Source organism: Erythrobacter sp. MTPC3, from assembly GCF_042854385.1.
Lineage (GTDB): Bacteria > Pseudomonadota > Alphaproteobacteria > Sphingomonadales > Sphingomonadaceae > Erythrobacter.
Window position 1 is genome coordinate 170,862 of the sequence record NZ_BTGP01000001.1, and the last position, 23,728, is coordinate 194,589.

At 58.3% G+C, this 23,728-nt stretch carries 20 protein-coding genes and 1 tRNA gene; 9 read left to right on the plus strand and 12 right to left on the minus strand.

Annotated features, from left to right (window positions below; translation table 11 throughout):
• Positions 1-6: 6 nt before the first annotated feature.
• Entirely contained in the window at positions 7-1,179 is a 1,173-nt protein-coding gene (locus ACGHU1_RS00840; protein ID WP_390582513.1) for a bifunctional 2-C-methyl-D-erythritol 4-phosphate cytidylyltransferase/2-C-methyl-D-erythritol 2,4-cyclodiphosphate synthase, read from the minus strand.
• A 76-nt stretch (positions 1,180-1,255) separates the two neighbouring features.
• On the opposite strand from ACGHU1_RS00840, the gene dusB reads away from it, so the two are divergent.
• The 7 genes from dusB (at position 1,256) to hflX (ending at position 10,630) form a co-directional block, all read left to right on the plus strand.
• Positions 1,256-2,272 (plus strand): tRNA dihydrouridine synthase DusB, encoded by a 1,017-nt coding sequence (gene dusB, locus ACGHU1_RS00845; protein ID WP_390582515.1) that lies wholly within the window; start codon positions 1,256-1,258, stop codon positions 2,270-2,272.
• Positions 2,241-3,371: a nitrogen regulation protein NR(II) gene (locus ACGHU1_RS00850; RefSeq protein ID WP_390582517.1), complete on the plus strand. Its 1,131-nt coding sequence runs from the start codon at positions 2,241-2,243 to the stop codon at positions 3,369-3,371. The genes dusB and ACGHU1_RS00850 overlap by 32 nt, the downstream gene beginning before the upstream one ends.
• Entirely contained in the window at positions 3,371-4,810 is a 1,440-nt protein-coding gene (locus tag ACGHU1_RS00855; RefSeq protein ID WP_390582518.1) for a sigma-54-dependent transcriptional regulator, read from the plus strand. The genes ACGHU1_RS00850 and ACGHU1_RS00855 overlap by 1 nt, the downstream gene beginning before the upstream one ends.
• A gap of 70 nt (positions 4,811-4,880) precedes the next feature.
• Complete coding sequence (locus ACGHU1_RS00860; protein ID WP_390582520.1) at positions 4,881-7,106, plus strand: ATP-binding protein; 2,226 nt, start codon at positions 4,881-4,883, stop codon at positions 7,104-7,106.
• A 46-nt stretch (positions 7,107-7,152) separates the two neighbouring features.
• Positions 7,153-8,541 (plus strand): sigma-54-dependent transcriptional regulator, encoded by a 1,389-nt coding sequence (locus ACGHU1_RS00865; RefSeq protein WP_390582522.1) that lies wholly within the window; start codon positions 7,153-7,155, stop codon positions 8,539-8,541.
• Between the two features lie 167 nt (positions 8,542-8,708).
• Positions 8,709-9,308, plus strand: a complete 600-nt coding sequence (hfq, locus tag ACGHU1_RS00870) for an RNA chaperone Hfq (RefSeq protein ID WP_390582524.1) — start codon at positions 8,709-8,711, stop codon at positions 9,306-9,308.
• Positions 9,309-9,325: 17 nt separating this feature from the next.
• The gene (hflX, locus tag ACGHU1_RS00875) at positions 9,326-10,630 is read left to right on the plus strand and encodes a GTPase HflX (protein ID WP_390582526.1); all 1,305 of its coding nucleotides are present in this window, start codon (positions 9,326-9,328) and stop codon (positions 10,628-10,630) included.
• Between the two features lies 1 nt (position 10,631).
• Here the strand turns inward: hflX and mazG are convergent, their stop codons facing one another.
• The 9 genes from mazG to ACGHU1_RS00920 form a co-directional block, all read right to left on the minus strand.
• Positions 10,632-11,417: a nucleoside triphosphate pyrophosphohydrolase gene (gene mazG / locus ACGHU1_RS00880; RefSeq protein WP_390582527.1), complete on the minus strand. Its 786-nt coding sequence runs from the start codon at positions 11,415-11,417 to the stop codon at positions 10,632-10,634.
• A gap of 68 nt (positions 11,418-11,485) precedes the next feature.
• Complete coding sequence (locus tag ACGHU1_RS00885) at positions 11,486-11,653, minus strand: hypothetical protein (RefSeq protein ID WP_390583189.1); 168 nt, start codon at positions 11,651-11,653, stop codon at positions 11,486-11,488.
• On the minus strand, positions 11,650-12,432 hold the full coding sequence (locus ACGHU1_RS00890; protein WP_390582529.1) for an MBL fold metallo-hydrolase: 783 nt from the start codon (positions 12,430-12,432) through the stop codon (positions 11,650-11,652). Before ACGHU1_RS00890 ends, ACGHU1_RS00885 begins: the two co-directional genes overlap by 4 nt.
• Positions 12,429-13,205, minus strand: coding sequence for a TatD family hydrolase (locus tag ACGHU1_RS00895; RefSeq protein WP_390583157.1), 777 nt, complete (start codon positions 13,203-13,205; stop codon positions 12,429-12,431). Before ACGHU1_RS00895 ends, ACGHU1_RS00890 begins: the two co-directional genes overlap by 4 nt.
• Positions 13,205-14,779, minus strand: a complete 1,575-nt coding sequence (metG, locus tag ACGHU1_RS00900) for a methionine--tRNA ligase (protein WP_390582531.1) — start codon at positions 14,777-14,779, stop codon at positions 13,205-13,207. Before metG ends, ACGHU1_RS00895 begins: the two co-directional genes overlap by 1 nt.
• Positions 14,772-15,740, minus strand: coding sequence for a DNA polymerase III subunit delta' (locus tag ACGHU1_RS00905; RefSeq protein WP_390582533.1), 969 nt, complete (start codon positions 15,738-15,740; stop codon positions 14,772-14,774). Before ACGHU1_RS00905 ends, metG begins: the two co-directional genes overlap by 8 nt.
• Positions 15,737-16,417, minus strand: a complete 681-nt coding sequence (tmk, locus tag ACGHU1_RS00910) for a dTMP kinase (RefSeq protein ID WP_390582535.1) — start codon at positions 16,415-16,417, stop codon at positions 15,737-15,739. The genes ACGHU1_RS00905 and tmk overlap by 4 nt, the downstream gene beginning before the upstream one ends.
• On the minus strand, positions 16,414-17,592 hold the full coding sequence (locus ACGHU1_RS00915; RefSeq protein WP_390582537.1) for a D-alanyl-D-alanine carboxypeptidase family protein: 1,179 nt from the start codon (positions 17,590-17,592) through the stop codon (positions 16,414-16,416). Before ACGHU1_RS00915 ends, tmk begins: the two co-directional genes overlap by 4 nt.
• Before the next feature lie 49 nt (positions 17,593-17,641).
• Positions 17,642-18,676 carry a lytic transglycosylase domain-containing protein gene (locus ACGHU1_RS00920; protein ID WP_390582538.1) on the minus strand — a complete coding sequence of 345 codons (1,035 nt, stop codon included), beginning with the start codon at positions 18,674-18,676 and terminating at the stop codon, positions 17,642-17,644.
• Between the two features lie 89 nt (positions 18,677-18,765).
• Here ACGHU1_RS00920 and ACGHU1_RS00925 point away from each other — a divergent pair.
• Positions 18,766-18,855, plus strand: a tRNA-Ser gene (locus tag ACGHU1_RS00925).
• Positions 18,856-19,144: 289 nt separating this feature from the next.
• On the plus strand, positions 19,145-21,760 hold the full coding sequence (locus ACGHU1_RS00930) for an EAL domain-containing protein (protein ID WP_390582540.1): 2,616 nt from the start codon (positions 19,145-19,147) through the stop codon (positions 21,758-21,760).
• 18 nt (positions 21,761-21,778) lie between these two features.
• Here ACGHU1_RS00930 and lpdA read toward each other — a convergent pair whose 3' ends face one another.
• Positions 21,779-23,194: a dihydrolipoyl dehydrogenase gene (gene lpdA, locus ACGHU1_RS00935; protein ID WP_390582542.1), complete on the minus strand. Its 1,416-nt coding sequence runs from the start codon at positions 23,192-23,194 to the stop codon at positions 21,779-21,781.
• Between the two features lie 192 nt (positions 23,195-23,386).
• Positions 23,387-23,725 (minus strand): acyl-CoA thioesterase, encoded by a 339-nt coding sequence (locus ACGHU1_RS00940; protein ID WP_390583159.1) that lies wholly within the window; start codon positions 23,723-23,725, stop codon positions 23,387-23,389.
• Positions 23,726-23,728 lie beyond the last annotated feature (3 nt).

Sequence of the window (23,728 nt, forward strand, 5' to 3'; positions counted from 1 at the left end):
TTTCTTTCAGGCGCTTTTGCTGAGGCCGACAATGGCCTGCGCAGCGATACCTTCACCGCGCCCGGTAAAGCCGAGCCTTTCGGTTGTGGTTGCTTTTATACTTACGGCGCTCTCATCCAGCCCGGTCAGGCGGGCGACCTCGGCGCGCATCACGGGCCGGTGAGGGCCGATTTTTGGTGCTTCGCAGATGATCGTGAGGTCGATATTGCCAAGCGCGTAGCCCGCATTGCTTGCCAGTTCTACCGCATGTTCGAGGAACTGCGCTGAGCGCGCACCAGCCCATTTCGGATCGCTCGGCGGGAAATGGGTACCGATATCGCCATCGCCAATCGCTCCGAGCACCGCATCGGTGATCGCGTGAAGCGCGACATCGGCATCGGAATGTCCGGCCAGTCCTTTGTCGTGATCTAGCTTGATCCCGCACAGCCACAGTTCTTCGCCCGTGACGAGCCGGTGGACGTCATAACCCTGACCAATGCGGAACTGCGGCGCTTTCATCGTGTCGTCGAAATCCTCGGCAAATGTGATTTTCTTGAGGCGTTCGTCACCCTGCACGAGGGCGACTGAACTGGCGCTGTCCGGTCCTGCCGCTGCCAGCACCTGCGCATCATCGCCAGCATCGGTCGGACCTGTCCACGCGCGGTGCGCTGCGAGGATATCGCCAAACCGGAAAGCCTGCGGCGTCTGAACCCGGCGCAGCGCGCCCCTGTCGGCTTTTCCGGCCATGGTGCCGTTTTCTGCGGCGCGCGCAAGGCTGTCCACAACCGGCAGGGCAGGAATGGCGCCTGCATTGGCTTCCAACGCGGAAAGCAGACGTTCAATGACAGCAAAGGGCAGATCAGGGCGAGCCGCATCGTGGATGAGAACGCGATCGGGCGAAAATTCTACAAGACATTCCAACCCCGCGCGAACCGAATCCTGCCGTGATGCGCCGCCGTCGACTGCGGTGGCAATTTCCGGTGAACCTGCGGCGGCGAGTGCCTCGTCATGGAGGCCTGGCGGAGCAACAATCACGATCCGCTCGCATCCTGCTGCGACCAGCGCCTCTGCGGAATGCTGCAAAACGGGCTTGCCGCGCCAGCTGCGAAACTGTTTTGGCGTGTCACCCCCGACGCGCAGCCCTTTGCCAGCGGCAACGATAATCGCGGAGAGAGCGGGGAGGGCAGTGGTCGCTGGCATAGGGTCACCGCGCTTAGGGTCTGGACGGCCTTTGCGCAATCCACTATGCGCTGCCCAATATTTAGGCACTCCTGACATGATGAACCTTCCTACCCCTCCCGCGATGAAGCCGATCCAGATCGGTCCTGTAGAGATCGCTCAACCGGTGCTGCTCGCGCCGATGACTGGCGTGACCGATATGCCCTTCCGCACTTTGGTGCGGCGCTACGGATCTGGCCTCAACGTGACAGAAATGGTCGCGAGTGAAGCTGCGATACGCGAAACCCGCCAGTCGCTGCAGAAAACCGCGTGGGACCAGATCGAAGAGCCGGTTTCGATGCAGCTCGTTGGCTGTGACCCCGGCAGCATGGCAGAGGCTGCGAAGCTGCAACAGGGTAACGGCGCGGCGATCATCGACATCAATTTCGGTTGCCCTGTCCGCAAGGTCGTCGGCCAGTTTGCTGGCAGCGCGTTGATGCGCGAAGTGCCACTCGCTGCGAAACTGATGGAAGCCACGGTGAATGCCGTGAACGTCCCAGTGACAGTGAAGATGCGCATGGGCTGGGACCATTCCAGCCTCAACGCGCCGGAAATGGCCCGTATTGCCGAAGATCTCGGCGTGAAGATGATCACGGTTCACGGACGCACGCGCAACCAGATGTACAAAGGCAGCGCAGACTGGTCGTTCATCCGCAAGGTAAAGGATGCCGTGTCCATCCCGGTCATCGTCAACGGCGACATCTGCACGATTGACGATGCGTCCAAGGCGCTCGATCAATCCGGTGCAGACGGACTGATGATCGGGCGCGGGGCCTATGGCAAACCGTGGTTGCTGGGTCAGGTGATGCACTGGCTGCGCACCGGCGAAAGCGTGGAAACGCCCAGCTTTGATGAGCAATACAGCGTGCTGGTCGAACACTATCACCGGATGCTTGACCATTACGGCCGCGACGTCGGGACCAAGATAGCTCGCAAGCATCTTGGCTGGTATACCAAGGGAATGCACGGCTCTGCCGAATTCCGTAACAAAGCGAATTTCATCGACGACCCGGATGAAGTGCTCGGCGAAATCGAGCGGTTCTATGAACCGTTTCTCAAGCGCAGAGCCGCCTGAAATGCCCATTCCCGAGGTCGATCAAGGCCCCGAGCAACCGACAGCCGAAGCGCAAATCGGCGGATTGCTCTTCGCAATGTTCCTGATCGACGGGGAAGGGCGCATCGCTCAGGCCAACCATGCCGGAGAAAACCTGCTTGGCCAAAGCGAGAAACGCCTGAAAGGCAAATTGCTGGTCGAAGTTTTGCAAGGTGTTGATGCGCGCGTCGCCGACCGGCTTAACACCGATAGCGGCGCGCTGGTCGCCCGCGATATTCGGTTCGTTGCGGGAGAGACCGAAACAAGGGTAAACCTGACCGTGTCCCCGCTTAGCACGCATCCGGGCTGGCGCGCGGTAACCCTGTCCGAAATCACGCACGAAGAGACCGCCCGAGATTCCGATCTTGGCGCGACCATCGGTGCGCCTTCGATCCTTGCCCATGAAATCAAGAATCCGCTTTCCGCCATCCGGGGGGCGGGGCAACTGGTCGCACGAAAGCTGCCCCACAAGGATAAAAAGCTCGCGCGCATGATAACGGACGAGGTGGATCGTATCGCGCGGCTCATCGACCGGATGCAGCAATTGGGCAGCACGAAAACCGAACCCTCCGCGCCGTGCAACCCGCACGAAGCGATCCGCAGCGCAATCGCGACGGTCAGGGCAGGGGACGCTGCACAGGTCAGCATAAGAGAGGAATTCGACCCGTCATTGCCGCCGGTCATGGCCAACCGGGATGCGCTGGAACAGGTGCTCATCAACCTTGTCTCGAATGCCAGAGATGCAGCGAGCGGGTCTGACGACAAACCTTCGATTGCTGTGCAGACGCGCTTTGTCAGCGGCCTTGCTTTCAGTGCAATCCGCCTTGGCCGATCGGTCCGCCTGCCAATAGAGATCACGGTTACCGATAACGGTGCGGGCATCGATCCTGCACTGCGCGAACATGTGTTCGAACCGTTCGTCTCGTCTAAGCAATCGGGGCAGGGTTTAGGCCTCGCACTGGTGCGCAAACTCGTGCGCGATATGAACGGCAGCATCACCCACGAACGCGACGTGAAGCGCGGACTTACGCATTTCAGGCTTCATCTCCCGCAGTGCCAGACCGGCAGAAACGACGCGTAATGCCATCATCCAAGAAACATACGGTTCTTCTGGTCGAAGACGATGTGGCGATTGCCACCGTCATCATAGCGGCGCTGGAAGATGAAGGCTTTGCCATTGAACATTGCACCAGCGTTGCCGCGCGCGATGACTGGCTTTCGCAATGCCGTTTTGACGTCATGCTCACCGACGTCATGCTGGAAGATGGCGACGGATTGGACAGTCTGGACAAGGCGAGAGACGCGGCTCCCGACATGCCTTTCATCGTCCTTTCGGCCCAGAATACGCTGGATACGGCTGTGCGCGCCAGTGACAGCGATGCGTTTGAATACTTTCCAAAACCGTTTGATCTCGATGAGCTGGTGCAGGCCGTCCAGCAGGCGTGCGGCACCACCGAAAGCGCCTCTGGCGAGGCAGCCTTGCTGGGTGATAATGATGGAATGCCGCTGGTCGGACGTAGTCCGGCGATGCAGGGTGTTTACCGCATGATCACGCGCGTTTTGCGCAATGACCTCACCGTGCTTGTCACCGGCGAGAGCGGAACTGGAAAGGAATTGGTCGCAGAGGCCATTCATCAATTGGGAAGCCGCCGGTCCGGGCCCTTCGTTCCGGTTAACACTGCCGCGATCCCCGCAGACCTTATCGAAAGCGAACTGTTCGGTCACGAAAAGGGCGCTTTCACCGGTGCCATCGCGCAAGCGATTGGCAAGTTTGAACAGGCCAATGGCGGCACGCTGTTCCTCGATGAAATCGGAGACATGCCGGCAGAGGCGCAGACGCGTCTGCTGCGCGCGCTGCAATCGGGGCGTATCCGGCGGGTCGGCGGGCGGCAGGAAATCGCGGTCGATGTGCGTATTGTCGCCGCGACGAACCGCGATCTGGTACCTATGATCACTGCCGGGACATTTCGCGAAGACCTGTATTACCGGCTCAATGTTGTTCCGATCGAACTGCCGCCGCTGCGCGACCGGCGCGAGGATATCGAGGTGCTGTCGCAGCATTTCCTTGCGCAAGCTGCCGATGATGGCCTCCCCCGCCGTCAACTAACAGCAGGAGCGTTGGAGCAGCTGACATATCGTAGCTGGCGCGGCAATGTGAGGGAGCTGCGCAATGTCATCTATAGGCTGTCACTGATGGCCCGCGATGACATAATCGATAGCGCCAGCCTGACGGATATTTTGGGCGAAGAGACACTGCTGGCAAAGCAATCCGGCCGTCCAATGGACAATGGTATCGCAGCCGCCCTTGGCGCATGGCTGGACGAGGAAAACCCGGCGTCTGGGACCGTATATTCACAGGCAATCGCGGCGTTTGAAAAGCCGCTGATTGAACATGCGCTTGGCCGGACCAATGGCAACCAGCTGCGGGCGGCAAAATTGCTCGGCATAAACCGCAATACTCTGCGAAAGCGGATCGGCGAACTCGATATCGAACCCGACCGCTTTTCGCGCCCGCTTTAGCGTGCAAATAGGGGTTAACGGCTTATTGCCCCTTGCATATTGGCAACACTGGCGTTGTAACTAAGCAACGATGGCGACCTCTGTATCACCAGCGACAAAGACTTCGGCCCGCCAGATGCCGCGCTGGGTCAGGCAATTCATGGTGTCAGGTCGCCGCGCGAACATATTTCGCTGGCTGGAGGCTATTGCTGGCGTCTCTCTGATCGCCGCCATTATCGCCAATTACCTCGCATATTCAGCAGAGAGGGAACAGGGCGATCTGCTTTCGCCGATGCAGGTTTCGCTCCTTCTCATGTCGGTGCTGGTGCCTGCGATGGCCATTCTGATCCTCATCGGGCGGCGCTTTGCCTTGAGCCGAGCGGCAGGAAGCACGGCGCGGCTGCACGTGCGGCTTGTTTTCTTCTTCTCAATCGTCGCAGCGGTGCCGACCCTGCTCGTGTCAGGCTTTGCTGCGTTCCTGTTTCAGACCGGCGTGAATTTCTGGTATTCCGACGATTCCCGCGGCCTTATGGAAAACGCCAACACGCTGGCGCAAAGTTATTACGACGCGAACCAGCGCGAGGTGCAGGACGAAACCATCACCATGGCAAGCGACATGCGCGTGATCCTGGAGCGTGTGCCGATTACAGACGCCGATTTTGCGGATTTCTATGCCTATCAGGCGCAATCGCGCGACATTTCCGAAAGCGCTATTTTCCAGCGCCTGCCCGACAACACTTTGCGTACAGCAGCAATTTTTGAATTGCTGGCAGATAATGAACCGATCTCCTTCAGCGAAGATGTCCTGCCGCAGCTTGACGCTGGGGAATTTGTTGTCGTCCAAGGCAGCCCGGACAGGATTGCGGCGTTGGCGGCGATTGACCGTGAAAGCGGCATTTATCTGTATACCGCCCGCAATACAGAAGCGGCGATGTTCAATTCATGGACCCGCGCGCAGGCGGTGGCGAATGCTTACGAGACGCTGACCAATGAATCTGCCACGCTGCAATTGCGGTTTAACCTGGCGCTGCTGTTCGTAAGCCTGTTTCTGGTTGGAATGGGTGTTTGGTTTGCGCTGCGTTTTGCTGACCGGCAGGTGGAACCACTTACTGATCTGGTCGGTGCCGCCCGAAAAGTGGGGCAGGGCAATTTTGCACTTCGGGTCGAGGGGCGCACCGGCGCGGACGAAATCGGGCTGTTAAACCGTGCGTTTAACCGCATGACCGCTCAGCTCGAAAAACAGACAGATGCACTGGTCAATGCCAACCGCCAGATCGATGATCGCCGCGCATTCATGGAAGCGGTGCTGGAATCGGTGAGCGCCGGGGTCATTTCCGTCGATCAGGAAAGCCGCATCCTGTTGATGAACGAATCCGCACAATTGCTTCTGGCCGATGGAGACACGGCGAGCCTGGTGGGGCGTTCTCTGGACGAGCTTTCCCCTGAAATCAGCCAGATGGTCCGCGATGGGCAAGAGCGCGCAATCGTCAGCTACGCCAAGGGCACCGATCTTTTGACGCTGGCTGTTACGCTTGCCCCGGGCAACGCAGGATCGGTCATAACTTTCGAGGATATTACCCGCCAACTGCTCGATCAGCGGCAGGCTGCATGGTCCGACGTGGCCCGGCGGATCGCGCACGAAATCAAAAATCCGCTTACCCCGATCCAGCTGGCGACAGAGCGATTGAAGCGCCGCTATCGCAAACAGGTGGATGATGCGGACGGCGAACTGTTCGATGAACTGACCAGCACGATTGTCCGTCAAGTGGGCGATTTGCGCAAAATGGTCGACGAGTTTTCTTCCTTTGCACGGCTGCCCAAACCTGTTTTCCGGTCGGAGGACGCGGTCGACCTCGTCAAGCAGGCGGCATTTCTGCAAGAGGTCGCGCACCCGAAAATCGCCTTCGGTGTTTCAGCTGATGCTCTGGATCAACGCATGATCCGCTGCGATCGCCATCAGGTCGGGCAGGCGATGACTAACGTGCTTAAAAACGCTGTCGAAGCAGTCGAGGCGCGCGCTGGCAGCAGCGATGAGGATTATCAGGGCAAGATCGCCGTCACTATGACCGATGACGCCGATTATCTGTCCATCACGGTCGAAGACAACGGCATTGGCCTCCCGCAGGAACGCGACCGGTTGACCGAACCATACATGACCACGCGCGAGAAGGGCACCGGCCTTGGCCTCGCCATCGTAAACAAGATTGTCGATGAACATGGCGGCGACATGAGCTTTGCCAGCGTCGATAGCGGCGGATCGCGTGTCACACTGAAATTTGCCCGTGATCCGCAATTTTCCGGCGATGATGCCTCATGATCCCGCATTTCAATTTCCCCCGAACCAAGCCCCCGAGGAACCGTGAATGGCTCTAGAAATCCTGATAGTCGACGATGAACGGGATATCCGCGAACTCGTGTCCGGCGTGCTGGGCGATGAAGGCTACGAATGCCGCACCGCCGCCGACAGCACCAGCGCGCTCGCCGCGATAGACGAGCGCCGGCCAAGCCTTGTTCTGCTGGACGTCTGGCTCCACGGAAGCAACATGGATGGACTGGAATTGCTCGACGCGATCAAGGTTCGCGAACCAGACTTGCCAGTCATCATTTTCTCAGGCCACGGAAATATCGATACCGCTGTTTCGGCAGTGGGTCGCGGGGCGATGGATTTTATCGAAAAGCCGTTTGAGGCAGAACGGCTGCTGCTGCTGGTCGAACGCGCAACGGAAACCGAAAGGTTGCGGCGGGAAAACACCCAGCTTCGCGAAAACGGTTGGACGGGCGCAGAATTCACCGGCAATTCCTCGGCCATCAATGCGGTCCGTGCGACGCTAAAACGGGTCGCCAATACCGGCAGCCGGGTTCTGATTTCAGGACCCGCGGGGGCTGGGAAAGAGGTCGCGGCGCGGCTTCTGCATACGTGGAGTGGGCGTTCGGATGCGGCATTCGTGCTCGTCAATAGCGCCCGCATCACTCCCGAGCGGTTCGAGCAGGAACTGTTTGGCGAAGAGGCTGACGGCAAGCAGGTTCGTCCTGGCCTGCTGGAACTGGCAGATGGCGGCACGTTGTATCTTGATGAAGTGGCCGACATGCCGCTTTCGACACAGGCCCGCATCCTGCGCGTGCTGACCGACCAAAGCTTTGTCAGGGTTGGCGGCACACGCCAGATCGGCGTTGATGTCAGGGTGGTGTCATCCACAACGCGCGATCTCGATACCGAGATGGAAGAGAAAAGGTTCCGCGAGGATCTGTTTTATCGCCTGAACGTGGTTCCGGTGACCATCCCGTCGCTATGTGAACGGCGCGATGACATCCCTGCATTGGCGGAACATTTCTTCACTCGGTATTCGAATGACCAGGGGCTGGCCCCGCCCAGCATCTCTCAGGAGGCGATGGCCGCGTTGCAGGCATATGACTGGCCGGGCAATGTTCGCCAGCTGCGCAATGTGATTGAGCGCACAATCATCATGACGCCGCGCGACCGGCTGACCACCGTTGAGACCGACATGCTGCCATCGGAGATCACCGGCGGTAAACTGGCCGGATCGGGGCCGGGCTTGAGCGGTATGATGGGCGTCCCCTTACGGGAGGCGCGCGAGAGTTTCGAGCGGGAATACCTTACCATCCAGATCCGCCGGTTTTCGGGAAACATTTCGAAAACTGCGACGTTTATCGGCATGGAGCGATCGGCTCTTCACCGGAAGTTAAAGCTGCTGGGGATGGCCGACCGGCGCGAGGCCAGTCCGAAAGAGTAGCCATTTCGTCCGGCACAATTCCGCCCAAATCTTAGTTGTAATAAATTCAAGGATTGCCCGCAGCGCAGGCAGTCGCCATTATACAGTCAAGACGGGTTTGATAGAGGATCAGCACACTTTTGCCTGTGGACCGTAACAGCGGCCGCCAATAATATGGAGCATGACACATGTCGAATGGACGGACCCTCTCCCCGCGTCCAACCACCAGCACGGATATTGCTGGCGAAACCCCGCCCGCCGCTGGCCGCAAATCGAGCGGCAACCCTGCGGCGCAGGGAAACCTTCAAGACGCATTTTTGAACCTGCTGCGCAAGAACAAGGTGCCCGTGACGATGTTCCTCGTCAAAGGGGTCAAGCTTCAGGGGATTGTCACCTGGTTTGACAATTTTTCCATCCTGCTGCGGCGGGACGGTCAGGCACAGCTTGTATACAAACATGCGATCTCGACCATCATGCCGGGGCAACCGATTGACGCCAGCCAGTTTCAAAACCGCGCTGTGAATAAGAAACAGCGTCTGTTGCAGGATGTATTTCTGACCCGTGTCAGCGATGCGCATGTGCAGGTGACGATGTTCCTTGTGAACGGCGTAATGCTGCAGGGCCGCCTCGCTGCTTTCGATCTGTTCTGTATGCTTTTGGAGCGCGATGGTGCAGTTCAACTTGCCTACAAACACGCGGTATCAACCATCCAACCTGCCAGCCCCATCAATCTCAGCGATGAGGAAGACGATGACGAATACGGCGACGATTTTGGGGCGGTCGACTGAGTTTCGATGATGACCTAATGGACGAAGTGACCCGCGGTGCGCGGGCGCTTGTGCTGTGCCCGGATATCAGGACGGTCCGGTATGACCTCGACGCGCGAGAGCGGTTGGAGGAGGCAGAGGGGCTTGCGCTCGCAATCGGGGTGATCATCGGTCATTCCGAAATTCTTCCGATCCGGCAGATGCAGCCGAATACGCTTTTTGGCTCAGGCCAAGTGGAAAATATCTCCGCCCTGTGCGAGCTGCACGAATGCGAATTGGTCATTGTTGATGGCGCTCTTTCGCCGATCCAGCAGCGCAATCTCGAAGAGACGCTCAAACGCAAGGTGATCGACCGGACCGGGTTGATTCTGGAAATCTTTGGCGAGCGGGCGGCGACGGCCGAGGGGCGCTTGCAAGTTGAACTGGCGCATCTGGACTATCAGCAAAGCCGCCTGGTGCGCAGCTGGACCCACCTCGAAAGGCAGCGCGGCGGCTTTGGCTTCCTAGGCGGTCCGGGTGAAACGCAGATTGAGGCTGACCGCCGGATGATCCGCCAGCGCATGGGGCGTTTGCGGCGAGAACTTGAGCAGGTGCGGAAGACGCGCGCGCTTCATCGGGAGCGACGGGGAAGGGCGCCTTGGCCTGTCATCGCGCTCGTCGGTTACACCAATGCTGGCAAATCCACGCTATTCAACCGTTTGACCGGTGCCGAGGTGATGGCCGAGGATTTGCTGTTCGCAACGCTCGATCCGACGATGCGGGCGATCAGCCTGCCGGGGGTAGAGAAAGCTATCCTGTCGGACACCGTGGGATTTATTTCCGATCTTCCCACGCAGCTTGTCGCTGCGTTCCGCGCCACGCTGGAAGAGGTGACGGGGGCCGATATCATTTGCCACGTCCGGGATATGGCAAACCCGGCTCATGCCGCGCAGAAAAAGCAGGTGATGGACGTTCTCGCCGATCTTGAGGTGGTCGACCGCGAAACCGGGTTAAGCGATATTCCGATTATGGAAATCTGGAACAAGGCAGATTTGCTGTCGCCGGAACGAGAAAACGAACTGCGCGAAGCCGCACAAAATCATGACGCTGTGCTGCTATCGGCGGTTAGCGGCGCCGGGATTGACGAATTTACCGCCAAAGTTGCGGATATTCTTACGCAAAAGGCGGAAGAACTGACGGTCACCTTGTCTGCATCAGACGGGCGCAGGCTCGCCTGGCTCCACGCTCATGGCGATGTGTTGGCTGATGAAGATGCCGGGGAAGGGGAGGACGGCCCGCTTCGGAAACTGACGGTTCGCTTGAACCCGAAGGAACTGGGTCAGTATGACAGCCTAGAGGTCTGAATTATTGGCGCGATTTTGTTTTCACCGCCTGCCATAGCTCCTCTTTTTCATCGAGAGACAACGCGTTGAATTGTCCGGCGGCGAGTTCCTCCATCGCGCGAAACCGTTTCTCGAATTTTGCATTGGCTGCGCGAAGCGCCTGTTCTGCGTCAATGCCCTGCGCCCGCACATAATTAACCGCAGCGAATAACAGGTCGCCTGCTTCCTCGGCTCGCTCGTCAACCGAGGTTGCCGCTTTAACTTCCTCTATTTCTTCGTATATTTTCGCTTCTGATCCGGCCGGATCGGGCCAGTCGAAGCCAGTGCGCGCAGCCCGCTTTTGTATTTTCTGGGCGCGCATCAAGGCTGGCAAAGCAAGCGCAACACCATCAATCGCGCTGGTTGACCCTTTGCTGCGCCGCTCGGTTTCCTTCAGCGCTTCCCAGCGCGTTTCTTCCATCGTGCCGCCTTCGCCGCCAAAGATGTGCGGATGGCGGCTTTCCATCTTGCTGCTGATTGAGGCGGCCACATCGGTGAAATCGAATGCGCCTGTTTCCTCGGCCATGCGCGAATGGAAGACTACCTGAAGCAGCAAATCGCCCAATTCATCACGAAGCTCGCTCATATCCTGACGTTCGATCGCGTCGGCGACTTCGTACGCTTCTTCAATTGTGTACGGTGCGATGCTGGCAAAATCTTGAGCCAGATCCCATTCGCATCCGCCATCGGGATCGCGGAGCCGGGCCATGATGGCGAGCAGACGATCAATTTGCCTTGGTTCATCGGATGGCGGGGCACCTTGGCGCATAGCTTACCTTTAGATTGATAATATATATTATGTTAAATAATGGATACGCTCATCTTGGAATACTGGGTTCACATTAAGAAGCTGGCGATAACGAAACCACCTGCGAAAATCGCGAACCACACCAGCGCCATTTGCAGCACCTTGCTCCAGCCGAGTTGAAACGATGCCAGTGCACTGCCTGCCAGAAACAGCCAGCCAACCATTGCAACCACCGAGATGACCGTCATGTCATTCACGCCGTCATCTCCAAACCGTCATACCCAACTGTCACGAAGTCCGGAACTTCCTCAACAAGAGAACGGTAGTCCATGCTCTTGTCCAGATGGCTGAGCACCAGACGACCCGCATTACAACGCTCTGCCAAATCGATAGCCATTTCCAGATGTGCGTGTGTCGGATGCGGTTTGCGCCGCAGGCAATCGCTGACGAGGATGTCGACATCCTCATACAAGTCGATCATTTGATCGGAAATCGCGCTGTAATCAGTCGCATATGCGATCGACTTGCCATCAGCTTCGAACCGGAAACCGGTGGTTTCGCCGGGACCATGCTCCATTTGGCACCATTCTACCCCGAACCCGGAAACCATGCGTAACCGGTCAAGCGTATCGAGCGTGATGATCGTGGGATAACCGTCTTGTCCGGCAAAGACGTAGCCAAAACGTTGCCTTAACCGGCGGACGGTTTCTGTCGATGCAAACCCCGGAATAGGTCCGCCCCGTCCATAGCGCATCACGCGAAGATCATCGATCCCGTGGCAGTGATCGGCATGATCGTGCGTCCAGAACACGGCGTCTATGGATGGTATCTTGTTCGCAAGCAGCTGCGCGCGGCAGTCACTTGACGTGTCGACCAGCAGCCTTTTGCCTTCATCGCTTTCGACAAGGATTGAGACGCGGGTGCGGCGATTGCGCGGTTCATCCGGGTCGCATTCGCCCCAGTCTCCGGTTCCGTCAAGCCCACCGACCCGCGGCACACCGGTCGACGTGCCGGAGCCCAGCATTATGAACTTCACAGGCTAGCCTTCTTAAACAGGTTCGCAAAATTCGCGGTGGTCTGCTCTGCGAGCGTTTCCATATCGACGCCGCGCAGCCCCGCGACGAAGCGCGCCGTATCAGCCACAAATGCCGGTTCGCATGGCTTCCCGCGATTAGGCACAGGCGCCAGAAACGGGCTGTCGGTTTCTACCAGTATTCTGTCAGACGGCACCATTTTGGCCGTTTCCTGCAATTCCTTGGCGTTTTTGAAAGTGACGATGCCGGAGAGCGAAATCGTCAGACCCAGTTCGAGCACTTTGTGGCCGAAATTCTCCGATGCGGTGAAGCAGTGGATGAGAGCGGGGAACGCGCCCTTTTCCATTTCGTCGCTGAGGATTTGAAACGTGTCATCTTCTGCATCGCGCGTGTGGATGATGACAGGCAGTCCGGTTTCGCGCGCAACATCGATATGCATCCGAAACAGCTTGGCCTGAGTGGCGCGGTCGGAATGTTCGTAAAAGTAATCGAGCCCGGTTTCGCCGATGCCGATGACTTTCGGGTTTTCAGTGGCAGCGAGCAGAGCGCCCCGCCCCAAATCTTCGTGCGCGTCCGCTTCGTGCGGGTGGATCCCAACGCTGGCAAAGACATCGGTTTCGCGAGTAGCCGTTCCGACGACCTGATCCCATTCGGACTGCCTGGTCGAAATGTTGAGAAACGCCCCCACCCCTGCATCGCGGGCTCGGGTAAGAACGCCCTGCTGGTCTTCCACCACGCCTTTATATTCGAGATGGCAATGGCTATCGACGAGCATCATTCAGCCTCCGCCGGTTCGGGCAGTTCCAGCCTAGGGAAAATTGGCGTTGGCTTGCCTACGGTGAAACCGGATTTCACATGCCGTTCAAACCACTCAAGGTCTTCTAAAGAGGCAAAACTGCGCTCATTTTCGGGGATGCCGAGCTGGTCCAGTAGGTTCGCTGCTTTCTCCGGCACGACTGGCTGTATCGCGATGGCAAGGTCACGCAGCGCGATGAAAAGCGTCTGTAAAACAGCTTTCATTCGGTCGGGATCCGTCTTCTTAAGCGTCCACGGTGCCTGCTCGTCGACATACTGATTGCAGGCATAAACCGCGCGGAGCCATGCCTCGATACCAACAGAAAAAGCCAGTTTTTCAAACTCTCTTGGTAACTCAACTTTGCAAGCGTCGGATACAAGCCCTTGAATATCTGCGTCAGCGTCGATGGACTCGAAAGATTCCAATTCCCCGTCCATGTTTTTCGCGATCATCGATAGCGTGCGCTGCGCCAGATTGCCGAAAGAATTCGCAAGCTCTGCATTGGCACGCGTAACAATTGCCTCTGGCGAATAGCTGCCATCCTGCCCGTATGCGACTTCCCGCATAAGGAAATAACGCAAGGCATCGACGCCGAAATTCTCGGCCAGTTCCAGCGGATCCGTGACGTTGCCCAGCGATTTCGATTCTTTCTCGCCGCGGTTGAGCAGAAAACCATGACCGAACACCTGCTTGGGCAGCGGGAGGTCCGCGCTCATCAGGAACGCCGGCCAATAAATCGTGTGAAAGCGGACGATATCCTTGCCAATGATGTGGAGGTCAGCGGGCCAGAAATCGCGCATATCATCGGTGTCACTGGGAAATCCCAGCCCGGTGAGGTAATTGGTCAATGCATCGACCCACACATACATCACATGATTGTCGCTGCCCGGCACCTTCACACCCCAGTCAAAACTGGTGCGGCTTACGGAGAGATCGCGGAGCCCCTGTTCGGCAAATGCGATCATTTCATTGCGGCGGCTCGCCGGTTCCAGAAAACCGGGCTTTTTGAGCAGCTCAATTAGGCGGTCCTGATATTTTGAAAGCCGGAAAAACCAGCTTTCCTCGACCGTCCATTCTACCGGTGTGCCCTGAGGTGAAAGTTTGGCCCCGCCCTCACCCTCGGACAGTTCGCTTTCATCGTAATACGCCTCGTCGCGGACCGAATACCAGCCTTCGTAACGGTCAAGATAGAGGTCGCCTGCCGCCTCCATGCGCTGCCAAATTGCCTGACTGGCTGCATGGTGATCGTCTTCGACGGTGCGAATGAAGCGGTCATGCGAAATATTAAGCCCGGCGCACATCTCACGGAAATATCCGGACATTTCGTCTGCCAGATTGCGCGCTGTGCGGCCCTGCTCCTCCGCTTTGCGCGCCATCTTCAGGCCGTGTTCGTCGGTGCCGGTCTGAAACCGGACCCGCCGCCCGCGAAGGCGCTGGAAACGGGCGATAACGTCCGCCGAAATAGCTTCATAGGCATGGCCGATATGTGGGCGGCCATTGGGATAGCTAATCGCGGTCGTGATATAGAACGGAGAGGTGTTTTGGTCAGCCATTGGCGTGCTCGCTACCCGCGCTGGCATTGCTAAGCAAGGTTCCGATTTCCATCGCAAGCAATCCGGTATCGAAGTTGTATGTGGGTGCCTGCGCGGCCAGTTTCACAAGGTCACCATGCGCGGTTATCAATGGCAGCCGAACCTCGGCACTTTCCGCGTTGCGGGCGCGGTCAGCGACGATGGCCTGCGCCAGTTCCAGAACCGATTGAATGCGCTCCCTATCGGCGCGCGGTCCGATGGCGCGCGACAGTTCACCGCGGCCGGTGAATGCGGGGTCTCCTTCTGCAAGGATTCGCGCGATCAACTGGGCAAGCGAACCCATATCCTGTTCAATAAAGCGCAATGCGGCGCCAAACGAGCCTTCCGCTGCGTGAATTGCGGCCTGCCGCGCATCCTCGCCGGGCACACCGCCCTCTTCGTCCAGCATGGCAGACAAGTCGCCGTCAGCGATCAAAGGGAAACGTAACAGGCGGCAGCGCGATCTTATCGTGGGCAACAGCCGGGATGGCCGGTGGGTGACGAGCAGGAAGAAAGTGCCCTGCGGTGGCTCTTCAAGGCTTTTGAGCAAGGCGTTCGATGCACTTGGCTCCATATCGTCAGCCGGATCGATGACGATCGCGCGTCTTGAGCCCAATGTTGGGCGGGTTGTCAGCCGTTTCTGCATCGCCCGGATCTGGTTGACCGAGATATTGCGTTTGATCTGATACGGTTTGCCCTCGTCCCGTTTCTTTTCTTCCTTTTCGTCCTTTGGAAGATGCGTCAGCGTGAGAATATCAGGGTGATTGCCCGCAGGCATCTGGACACCTTCTTCGGCGACCAATTCGCGCGCTGCGGCGCTTGCAAAGTCGCGCTTGCCCAGTCCGCTTTTCCCGGCGAGGATCCAGCCATGGTGCATCCGGTCACCGCCAAGGGCGCGGCGCCATTCGGTCCAGGCATCACCGTGATTGCGCCAGTTTGTCACGCGCGGGCCTGCCTGCCCTGGGCTTCGGCGATCATCGGAGCGAGCGCGTACATGACCTGCCTGTGGACTGCTGCCGCATCACCGCTGCCATCGATAACCGCAAAACCTGCAGGATCCGCCTCGGCCAGAGCCGCGAAGCGCGCCGCGACCTTCCCGTGATAATCCGGCCCGCGTCCGCCAATGGCATCGCTTTCATCACCATCGCGCAAGGCGAGGCGCTGCGTGACCTTGTCCGGATCAGCTTGCAGCAATATCGTGAGATCGGGGCGTAACCCTTTGCTGCCAAAGTCATGCAGCATACAGATTGCTTCGTCCCCGATACCTCCAGCGCCGCCCTGATATGCTCTGCTGGAATCGACGAAGCGGTCGCAAACGATCCAGGTGCCTGCCGCAATCGCCGGGCGAATGCGTTTCTCTACATGGTCGGATCGTGCCGCAGCGAACAGCAACGCTTCCGATCTCGCCCCCCAACCGCCGCTGAGACCTGCATCGGGCGGTGACAGAAGCAGTTCGCGGATGGCCTCGGCCCCTGCCGTTCCGCCCGGTTCGCGGGTTACATCGGCGTCGATCCCGTGATGCTTGAGCGCATTGGCGAGCATACGGGCCTGCGTCGATTTGCCGGCCCCTTCCCCGCCTTCAAACGCGACGAAGCGCCCTGCGCGTTTTTCGGCGGTCATGCGAACCATCCGGTTATACCGTTAAATATACGCGCAAAAAAACCCGCCGTTTCAACGTCATGGCTGGCGAACAGGGGAATGCGCGCATCGTTCATGCCGGGCACCTCGACTTCTAGCATCGCGACCTCTTCTCCGGCGGATATCGGCGCGCGAAGCGGGCCATCATACACGATCCGCGCCGTGATTTCGGCATCGCTTCCTTTGGGGACGCTAACCAGCACCTCTCTGCCTGCTGTCACTTCGAGTGTGCGCGAGCTGCCGCCTTGCACCTGAACGTGGCCCACCAAGCCACCTTGTGTGAACAATCGCTTTTGATCGAATGCTTCAAAGCCCCATTCGGCAAAGCTGCGCGCAGCCCGTGCCCTTACCGGACTGCGCGGCACGCCCGCCACCACCAGAACAAGGCGCCGGCCGCCGCGCACGACAGTGCCCAAAAAGCCAAAGCCCGCCTCATTGGTGAAGCCGGTCTTGATCCCGTCAGCACCCTGCACGCGGCCCAGCATCGGATCGTGGTTAGGCTGTGTAATACCGTTATATGTGAATTGCGGCCTGCCAACATACCGCGCAAATTTCTGCGGATGCCTGCGCACCATCGCTTTCGCCAGCTTCGCAAGATCATTGGCAGAGGTGAATGTTCGACCTTCGTCGGGCCATCCGTTGGGCGTTCCGAAATGGCTGTTTTCCATGCCGATCTCGGCCGCTTTCGCGTTCATCATCTCAGCCCAACCCGCAACCGATCCCGCGGCGCTTTCTGCCAGAACGATGGAACCATCATTGGCTGATACATTGGCGATCCCCAGCAGCAAATCATCTACGCTGACGCGGGCATCGGCAGGAAGGAACATGGTCGATCCCTTCATGCTCCACTCACGCCAGCTTTCACGGCGCGGCGAAACAATCTGACGCGGATCAAGCACCCCCTCCTCGATCAGTTCGAAGGCGAGAAACAGCGTCATCGCTTTTGTAATTGAGGCCGGGATAAACCGCCGGTCTGCATTGCGGGTATGCAGCACCTGACCAGAGCTTGCATCGACCAACAGGGCGATGGGCGCGTCTTCTTGATCGGGCGGCGCTGGCGCCGTTCCTGTCTGTGCGGGTGCAGTCTGCGCGTGTGCAGCCAGCGGAGATGCCGCCAGGATGCAAGCTGCAATCAGTCGGGAAACGATGGTAGTCACACGCGGGATATAGCCCCCGCCAACCGGATTGGCGAGGCGGCGCCCGTGATTAGTTCACGATTTCGTCAGCGAGTAGGCCGACGCTCATCGCGTAATAGTTGGAGCAATTGTATTCGAGGATAACGCGGTAATTTCCGGTCAGCAGCCACGCAGGCGCGCCCGGCCCATCGGGTTGGAACAAGGATACAAGGGCATTGTCATCCAATGGGCGCTGCGGTCGCACGCCAAGGGCGCGCCATTCTGCGACGGTTTTCCATTGGCTGTGACGTTCATGCACACGCGAACAAACCTGCGCGTTAATCTCGCTTTTAAATGCATCGACGTTGAGGCCGCGCGGCACACTGGCGCGCACACCCCATGGCTGTCCGGTGCGCCAACCCGCATCGCGGAAATAATTGGCGATGGATGCAAAGGTATCGGCGCGATTGGTGAAGATGTTGGCGCGCCCGTCTCCATCACCATCAGATGCAAGCCTGAGGTAAACAGACGGCAGGAACTGCGGATTTCCAAACGCACCGGCATAGCTGCCGACCAGTTGCGACCGGGAATACCCCTTATCCGCGACTTTCATCAGCGCGATAAACTCACCGGAAAACAGATCACGGCGGCGCCCTTCCCATGCCAGCGTCGCCAGACTGCGCGACAGGTCGAAATTGCCGCGGATACGGCCGTAGCTGGTTTCATGGCCGAAGATCGCGACGATCACTTCTGCTGGAACGCCATATTCGGCCTCTACCGCGCGGAGGGTGGACCGGTTGTCGCGGTACACCGCCCTGCCCCCGGCAACTCTCGTCGAATTCACATGCGTCGCGATGTACGGTGCGAGAGCTGGATAGCCGCGCCGGGTCGGCCTGCCCGGCTGACCGCGATCAAGCCGGATAACACGGTCGTTCGGCGTCAGCCCCGTGGTCATGCGCTGAATGGTGTTTTCACTGACCCCTTCGGCCCGCGCGCGAGCCTTTAGCAGTTCCATGTAGGCATCGAAGGAAATCCCGTCGACTGCCGCACTTTGGGCGATACCCGGAGACATGGGAGTAGAAAGAGAGACGAATGCAAGGGCGCCGAGCGCAAGACGTTTGATCATGTCGACTATCTCACACATATTTCTTTGATTCCCAACAACTGAAGTAACGTGACAAGGTCGAAATGCCCCGTTATCAGGCCAATCCGCGCGGACAGGTGGCAGAGCGGTTGAATGCACCGGTCTTGAAAACCGGCAAGGGTGCAAGCCCTTCGTGGGTTCGAATCCCACCCTGTCCGCCAACCACTTCCCTCGTGTTTCAAATTGCGTCTTTTGCTGACTTTTCAGCAGCCGATCAATTCTCGAAAACGGCAATGAATTTGCTGCTGCTCAAGCGATTCAGTCACTGGAACCGCAAAAATCACAGTTATTCTAGTGCGATACCTTAGGCGCTCATTCTTATTACAAATGAACGATCTGGCAGATTTTGTTACCATTTTAACCTTCTCGATAAACGAAACCTGAGAAGGCCAAAGCCTAAATCCAATCCAGTCAGGCGCAGAATCGCGCCAGAAAGGTTTGGATCGACGGATGGCGTTTACGCCAACTCATGCTGATATTGCTGCGCGTGCTTCAGCGCTTGCCCAATCCGGGCGAGCGAAGGCGCACGCACCTGCTGTGCTGCGTAAGTGCATTCGTCAGGCCATCCGAACCATCCTGCCTGCAACCTTGATTGCGGCGACAATTCCCTTGCAAGCGATGGGACCGGATGCTGCGACCAGCGCCCCTCTGCCCGACGATCTGCTTGCTCACAGCCAGAACCCCAATCACACCATCACGACTTTGGATGACGTGCAGGCGGCTCGCAAGATAGGCGAGGAACTGCTGCTATCGGGCAATCTCGCCGAAGCCCTGAACATCGTCGATGCAGCTGCGGACAGGGCAGAAACAATCGCCCCCGATCACCCGGTGAATGCCGATCTGCATTTGATTCAGGGGCAAATCAGGACGCTGCTTGCAAACTATGAAGACGCGTTCCTTGCGTTCGATAAGGCTCGCGGGCAATATGCGGCATTAGGCGAAAAACGAAATCGCGCGCTCGCACGTCAAGGGATCGGTGCACTTCAACTGATTGCTCACGATTACGAGCAGGCGCTGACAAGTTTTGAAGCTGCCTACAACGTGTTTTCGGACGAAGCGCCGCTGGCCCTCACCGCGCACGAAAATCGCGGGATGGCTTTGCAAAATCTGGGCAGATTCGATGAGGCGAACGCGCAGTTCAGGCTCGCGCTGGGCATTGCAGGCGAATTGCGAGATGCCGAAGCTGAAGCGCGCATTCTGGTTTCTATCGCTTCGATTCAGCTTGCGGTCGGCCAATTCGCAGCCGCAGAGGAAACGGCGAGCCAAGCTGTCCGCTTGGCAGCAAAATCCGCGCCGCAGCAATTGCCTTTTGCTCAAGGTTTGAAGGCACAGATATTTGCCGCACGAGGCGACCTGGAACGCGCAGACCGCGAGCTGGCGGCTGTTTTCGAAGATCGCGATATCGGCCAAACGCCCGCCGCATTCCTGCGCCTTCATGAAGCGGCTTACCAGGCCTATGTCGGGCTGGGTTCATATGAACTAGCAATGGCGCATTTGGCCGCCTTCAATCGCCTGGACCGGACAATTCGAGAGACGGCGAGGGTTGCAAGCAACGCCCTCCTCGCAGCGCGTTTCAATTCGGAAAGCCGCGATCTGCGCGTTTCGAAATTGTCAGCAGAAAAAGCTGCAAATGAGGCGCGCCTTTCGACCGAGCGTGCGAAGAATGACGCGTTGATAATGCTAACAGCGCTGTTGGTATTCTTGTTCGTTGTGACACTCGTCAACTTGCGAATTGTATCGCGCAACCGCGCGATCATCGAGAGCAACAATGAGAAGCTCACCTATGCCTCCCAGCGAGATAACCTGACGAACCTGTATTCAAGAAACCATTTTCGCGCGCTTCTCGATCAGGAATGTCGGCGGTACGAGGGCGGCGGGGAAAGCGGCGCGTTCATGCTCATCGATCTCGATCGCTTCAAACAGGTAAACGACATATACGGCCATGCGGCAGGCGATGTCATTCTGGTGGAAACTGCGAAACGCTTTCGAATTGCAGCAGGATCCGAAGCCGTCATCGGAAGGTTGGGCGGCGATGAATTCGGGTTGTTCCTGCCCGGCCCTGTCACAATTGGGAAAGCCAGCGAGGTTGCAGCTGACATAATCGAAGCGGTCAGCACCAGCTTGCCGGTCGAGGGCAAAGAAATTGCAATCGGTGCCTCTATCGGCATTTCCGCAATGGGACCTCAGGAATGCTCTACCAGCGTGGTCATGACCAATGCCGACCTCGCCCTTTACGAGGCGAAGGACCGCGGGCGCAGCACCTTTGCGGTATATCGACCCGAGATGCGCAAAGAGCTGGAAAGTCGGGCGCAGCTGGAACTTGACCTGCGACAGGCACTGGAGCGCGGGGAGATCACCGTGTCATATCAGCCTATCGTTGATAGCGGAGGCACCAACGTCCTTTGTTACGAGGCTCTCATGCGCTGGACGCATCCAGAGCGTGGCCAGGTGCCGCCGCGCGAATTCATCCCGATCGCAGAGGAAGCTTTGTTGATCGAACCGCTGGGTGAATGGCTGCTGCGCACCGCCTGCGAAGAAGCGTGCAATTGGCCTGATGACGTCAAACTTGCGGTCAACATATCCGGCCTGCAACTGGGCAACCGCAAATTCCTTGGCACCGCTGTCGAGGCGCTTGCCGCAAGCGGCCTATCGCCAAACCGGTTGGTTTTGGAACTGACCGAATCCATCGTAATGGACATGGACAAAGACCTTGAGAAACTGATCAAGAGCCTAGGCGATATCGGCATTACCTTTGCTCTCGACGATTTCGGGCACGGCCACTCATCGCTCAATTATGTCGAGAAGATGAATTTCTCGATGATCAAGTTCGACCGTCATTTCGTCGAAGCGGCCACCGCAGGTTCGATCAAGAGTCAGGCCATTGTCTCAGCCATCGTCTCGCTCGCGCAATCGCTCAATATGGCCGTGGCCGCAGAAGGTATTGAAGCCGCCAGACAGGCTGATATCATGCGCGCGCTGGGATGCTCCTGTTTTCAGGGCTTCCATTTCGGTGTGCCATCCGCGACGGTCGGGGACGAAGCATCGCGAGGCAGCCAAGTCGCCTGACGCCGATCGGCCTAGCGCCTAAAAATGCAGCGCGCGGCCATATGCGTCGAGGACGCTTTCGTGCATCATTTCTGACAGGGTCGGATGCGGGAAAACCGTCTGCATCAACTCTGCCTCGGTCGTCTCCAGCGTCTTGCCCACGGTGTAGCCCTGGATCAGTTCGGTCACTTCAGCGCCGATCATATGCGCGCCCAGCAATTCTCCGGTCTTGGCATCGAACACCGTCTTGATGAAGCCTTCCGCTTCGCCAAGCGCGATTGCCTTGCCGTTGCCGATGAAGGGGAAGTTGCCAACCTTCAGCTCGTATCCTGCTTCTTTCGCCTTCGCTTCGGTAAGGCCGACGCTGGCGACTTGCGGATGGCAATAGGTGCAGCCCGGTATGGCATCGCGATTAAGCGGGTGCGGATGAACCTCCGTATTGCCCAACTCCTGGGCAATGGCCTCCGCGCAGGTCACGCCTTCGTGGCTGGCCTTATGCGCGAGCCACGGGCCCGGAGTGCAATCACCGATGGCCCATAGCCCTTTCGACTTTGTCCGGCCGAATGGATCGATCTGGACAAAGCCGCGCTCCATATCGGCAAGAGTATCGATGCCGATATTCTCTGTGTTGGGCTGGATGCCGATAGCGACGATGACGTGGCTGAATTCGCTCGGCGCGGACTTGCCCGCCTTGTCCTTGATCGTGGCAGTTACCCCTTTATCGGTGACCTCGAGCCCTTCGACCCCGGCGCCGGTCATGATCGTCATGCCCTGTTTGGTGAGGCTCTTTTCAAGGAAGACAGAAACATCCTTGTCTTCCACCGGCACCACGCGGTCCAGCATCTCTACCACGGTCACGTCGCAGCCCATATCGTTGTAAAAGCTGGCGAATTCTATCCCGATAGCGCCCGATCCGATCACCAGCAGCTTGCCCGGCATTTCGGTGGGCACCATTGCGTGGCGGTAGGTCCACACACGCTTTCCATCGGCGGGGGCAAACGGAAGGTCACGCGCCCGCGCTCCTGTGGCGACGATTACGTGTTTGGCGGTGAGCTTCTCTTCGCCCTTGTCACCTTTTACGGTCAGCGAAGTTGGCCCGGTCAGCGTGCCTTCCCCCATGTGCACGGCGATCTTGTTCTTCTTCATCAGGTGACCGATGCCCTGATTAAGCTGTTTTGCGACACCGCGGCTGCGTTTTACGATGGCGTCCAGATCAGCCTCGATCGCGCCAGCGACCTTGAGGCCGTAGGACGAGGCCTGATCCATGTAATGCTTGATCTCGGCAGAGCGAAGCAGCGCCTTGGTCGGGATACAGCCCCAGTTTAGGCAGATACCGCCAAGGTTCTCCCGCTCGACAATCGCGGTTTTCAGGCCAAGCTGCGCGCAGCGGATCGCCGCGACATAGCCGCCGGGGCCCGATCCTAGAACAACGACGTCGTAATTGGTGTCAGCCATGCTGTATTCCTGTGATCCCGATTGGTTTTGAGCCGAATGATACGTTGAAACATGGACCGCTTGTTACACGGTCTTGGAGACGAAAATTCCGCTGAAATTCAATGATAATTTTGCGCGCAAGCATGATGGAGGATCGAGACGAAATCATGCACAGGCCCTGCCATGTGCCGCGCCCTGTAGGACAGCGAAAATTCATGCGATGGCCCCGACTTGCCGCGGCTTTCCAGCCTCGTCGAGCAGCACGAATTTGAACGTGCCTTGCGATACCGACGTTTCAGTTTCGCCATTGCGCTCTCGCCCGACACCCTTTGTCAGGATCGTTAGCGACGTTTTGCCCGTGGCGATCACCTCACAATAGACCGACAGTTCATCGCCTAGCGCCATGGCTCCAGGAAAGGTGAAATCGGTAGCGTGAACAACAACCGCCTTCCCCTTCCCCACCCGGCTTGCGAGAGCGCCTGCGCCAAGCGCCATCTGCGCCATCAGCCAGCCTCCGAACACCCCGCCATAGGGATTGAGGTCCGTCGGCATCGC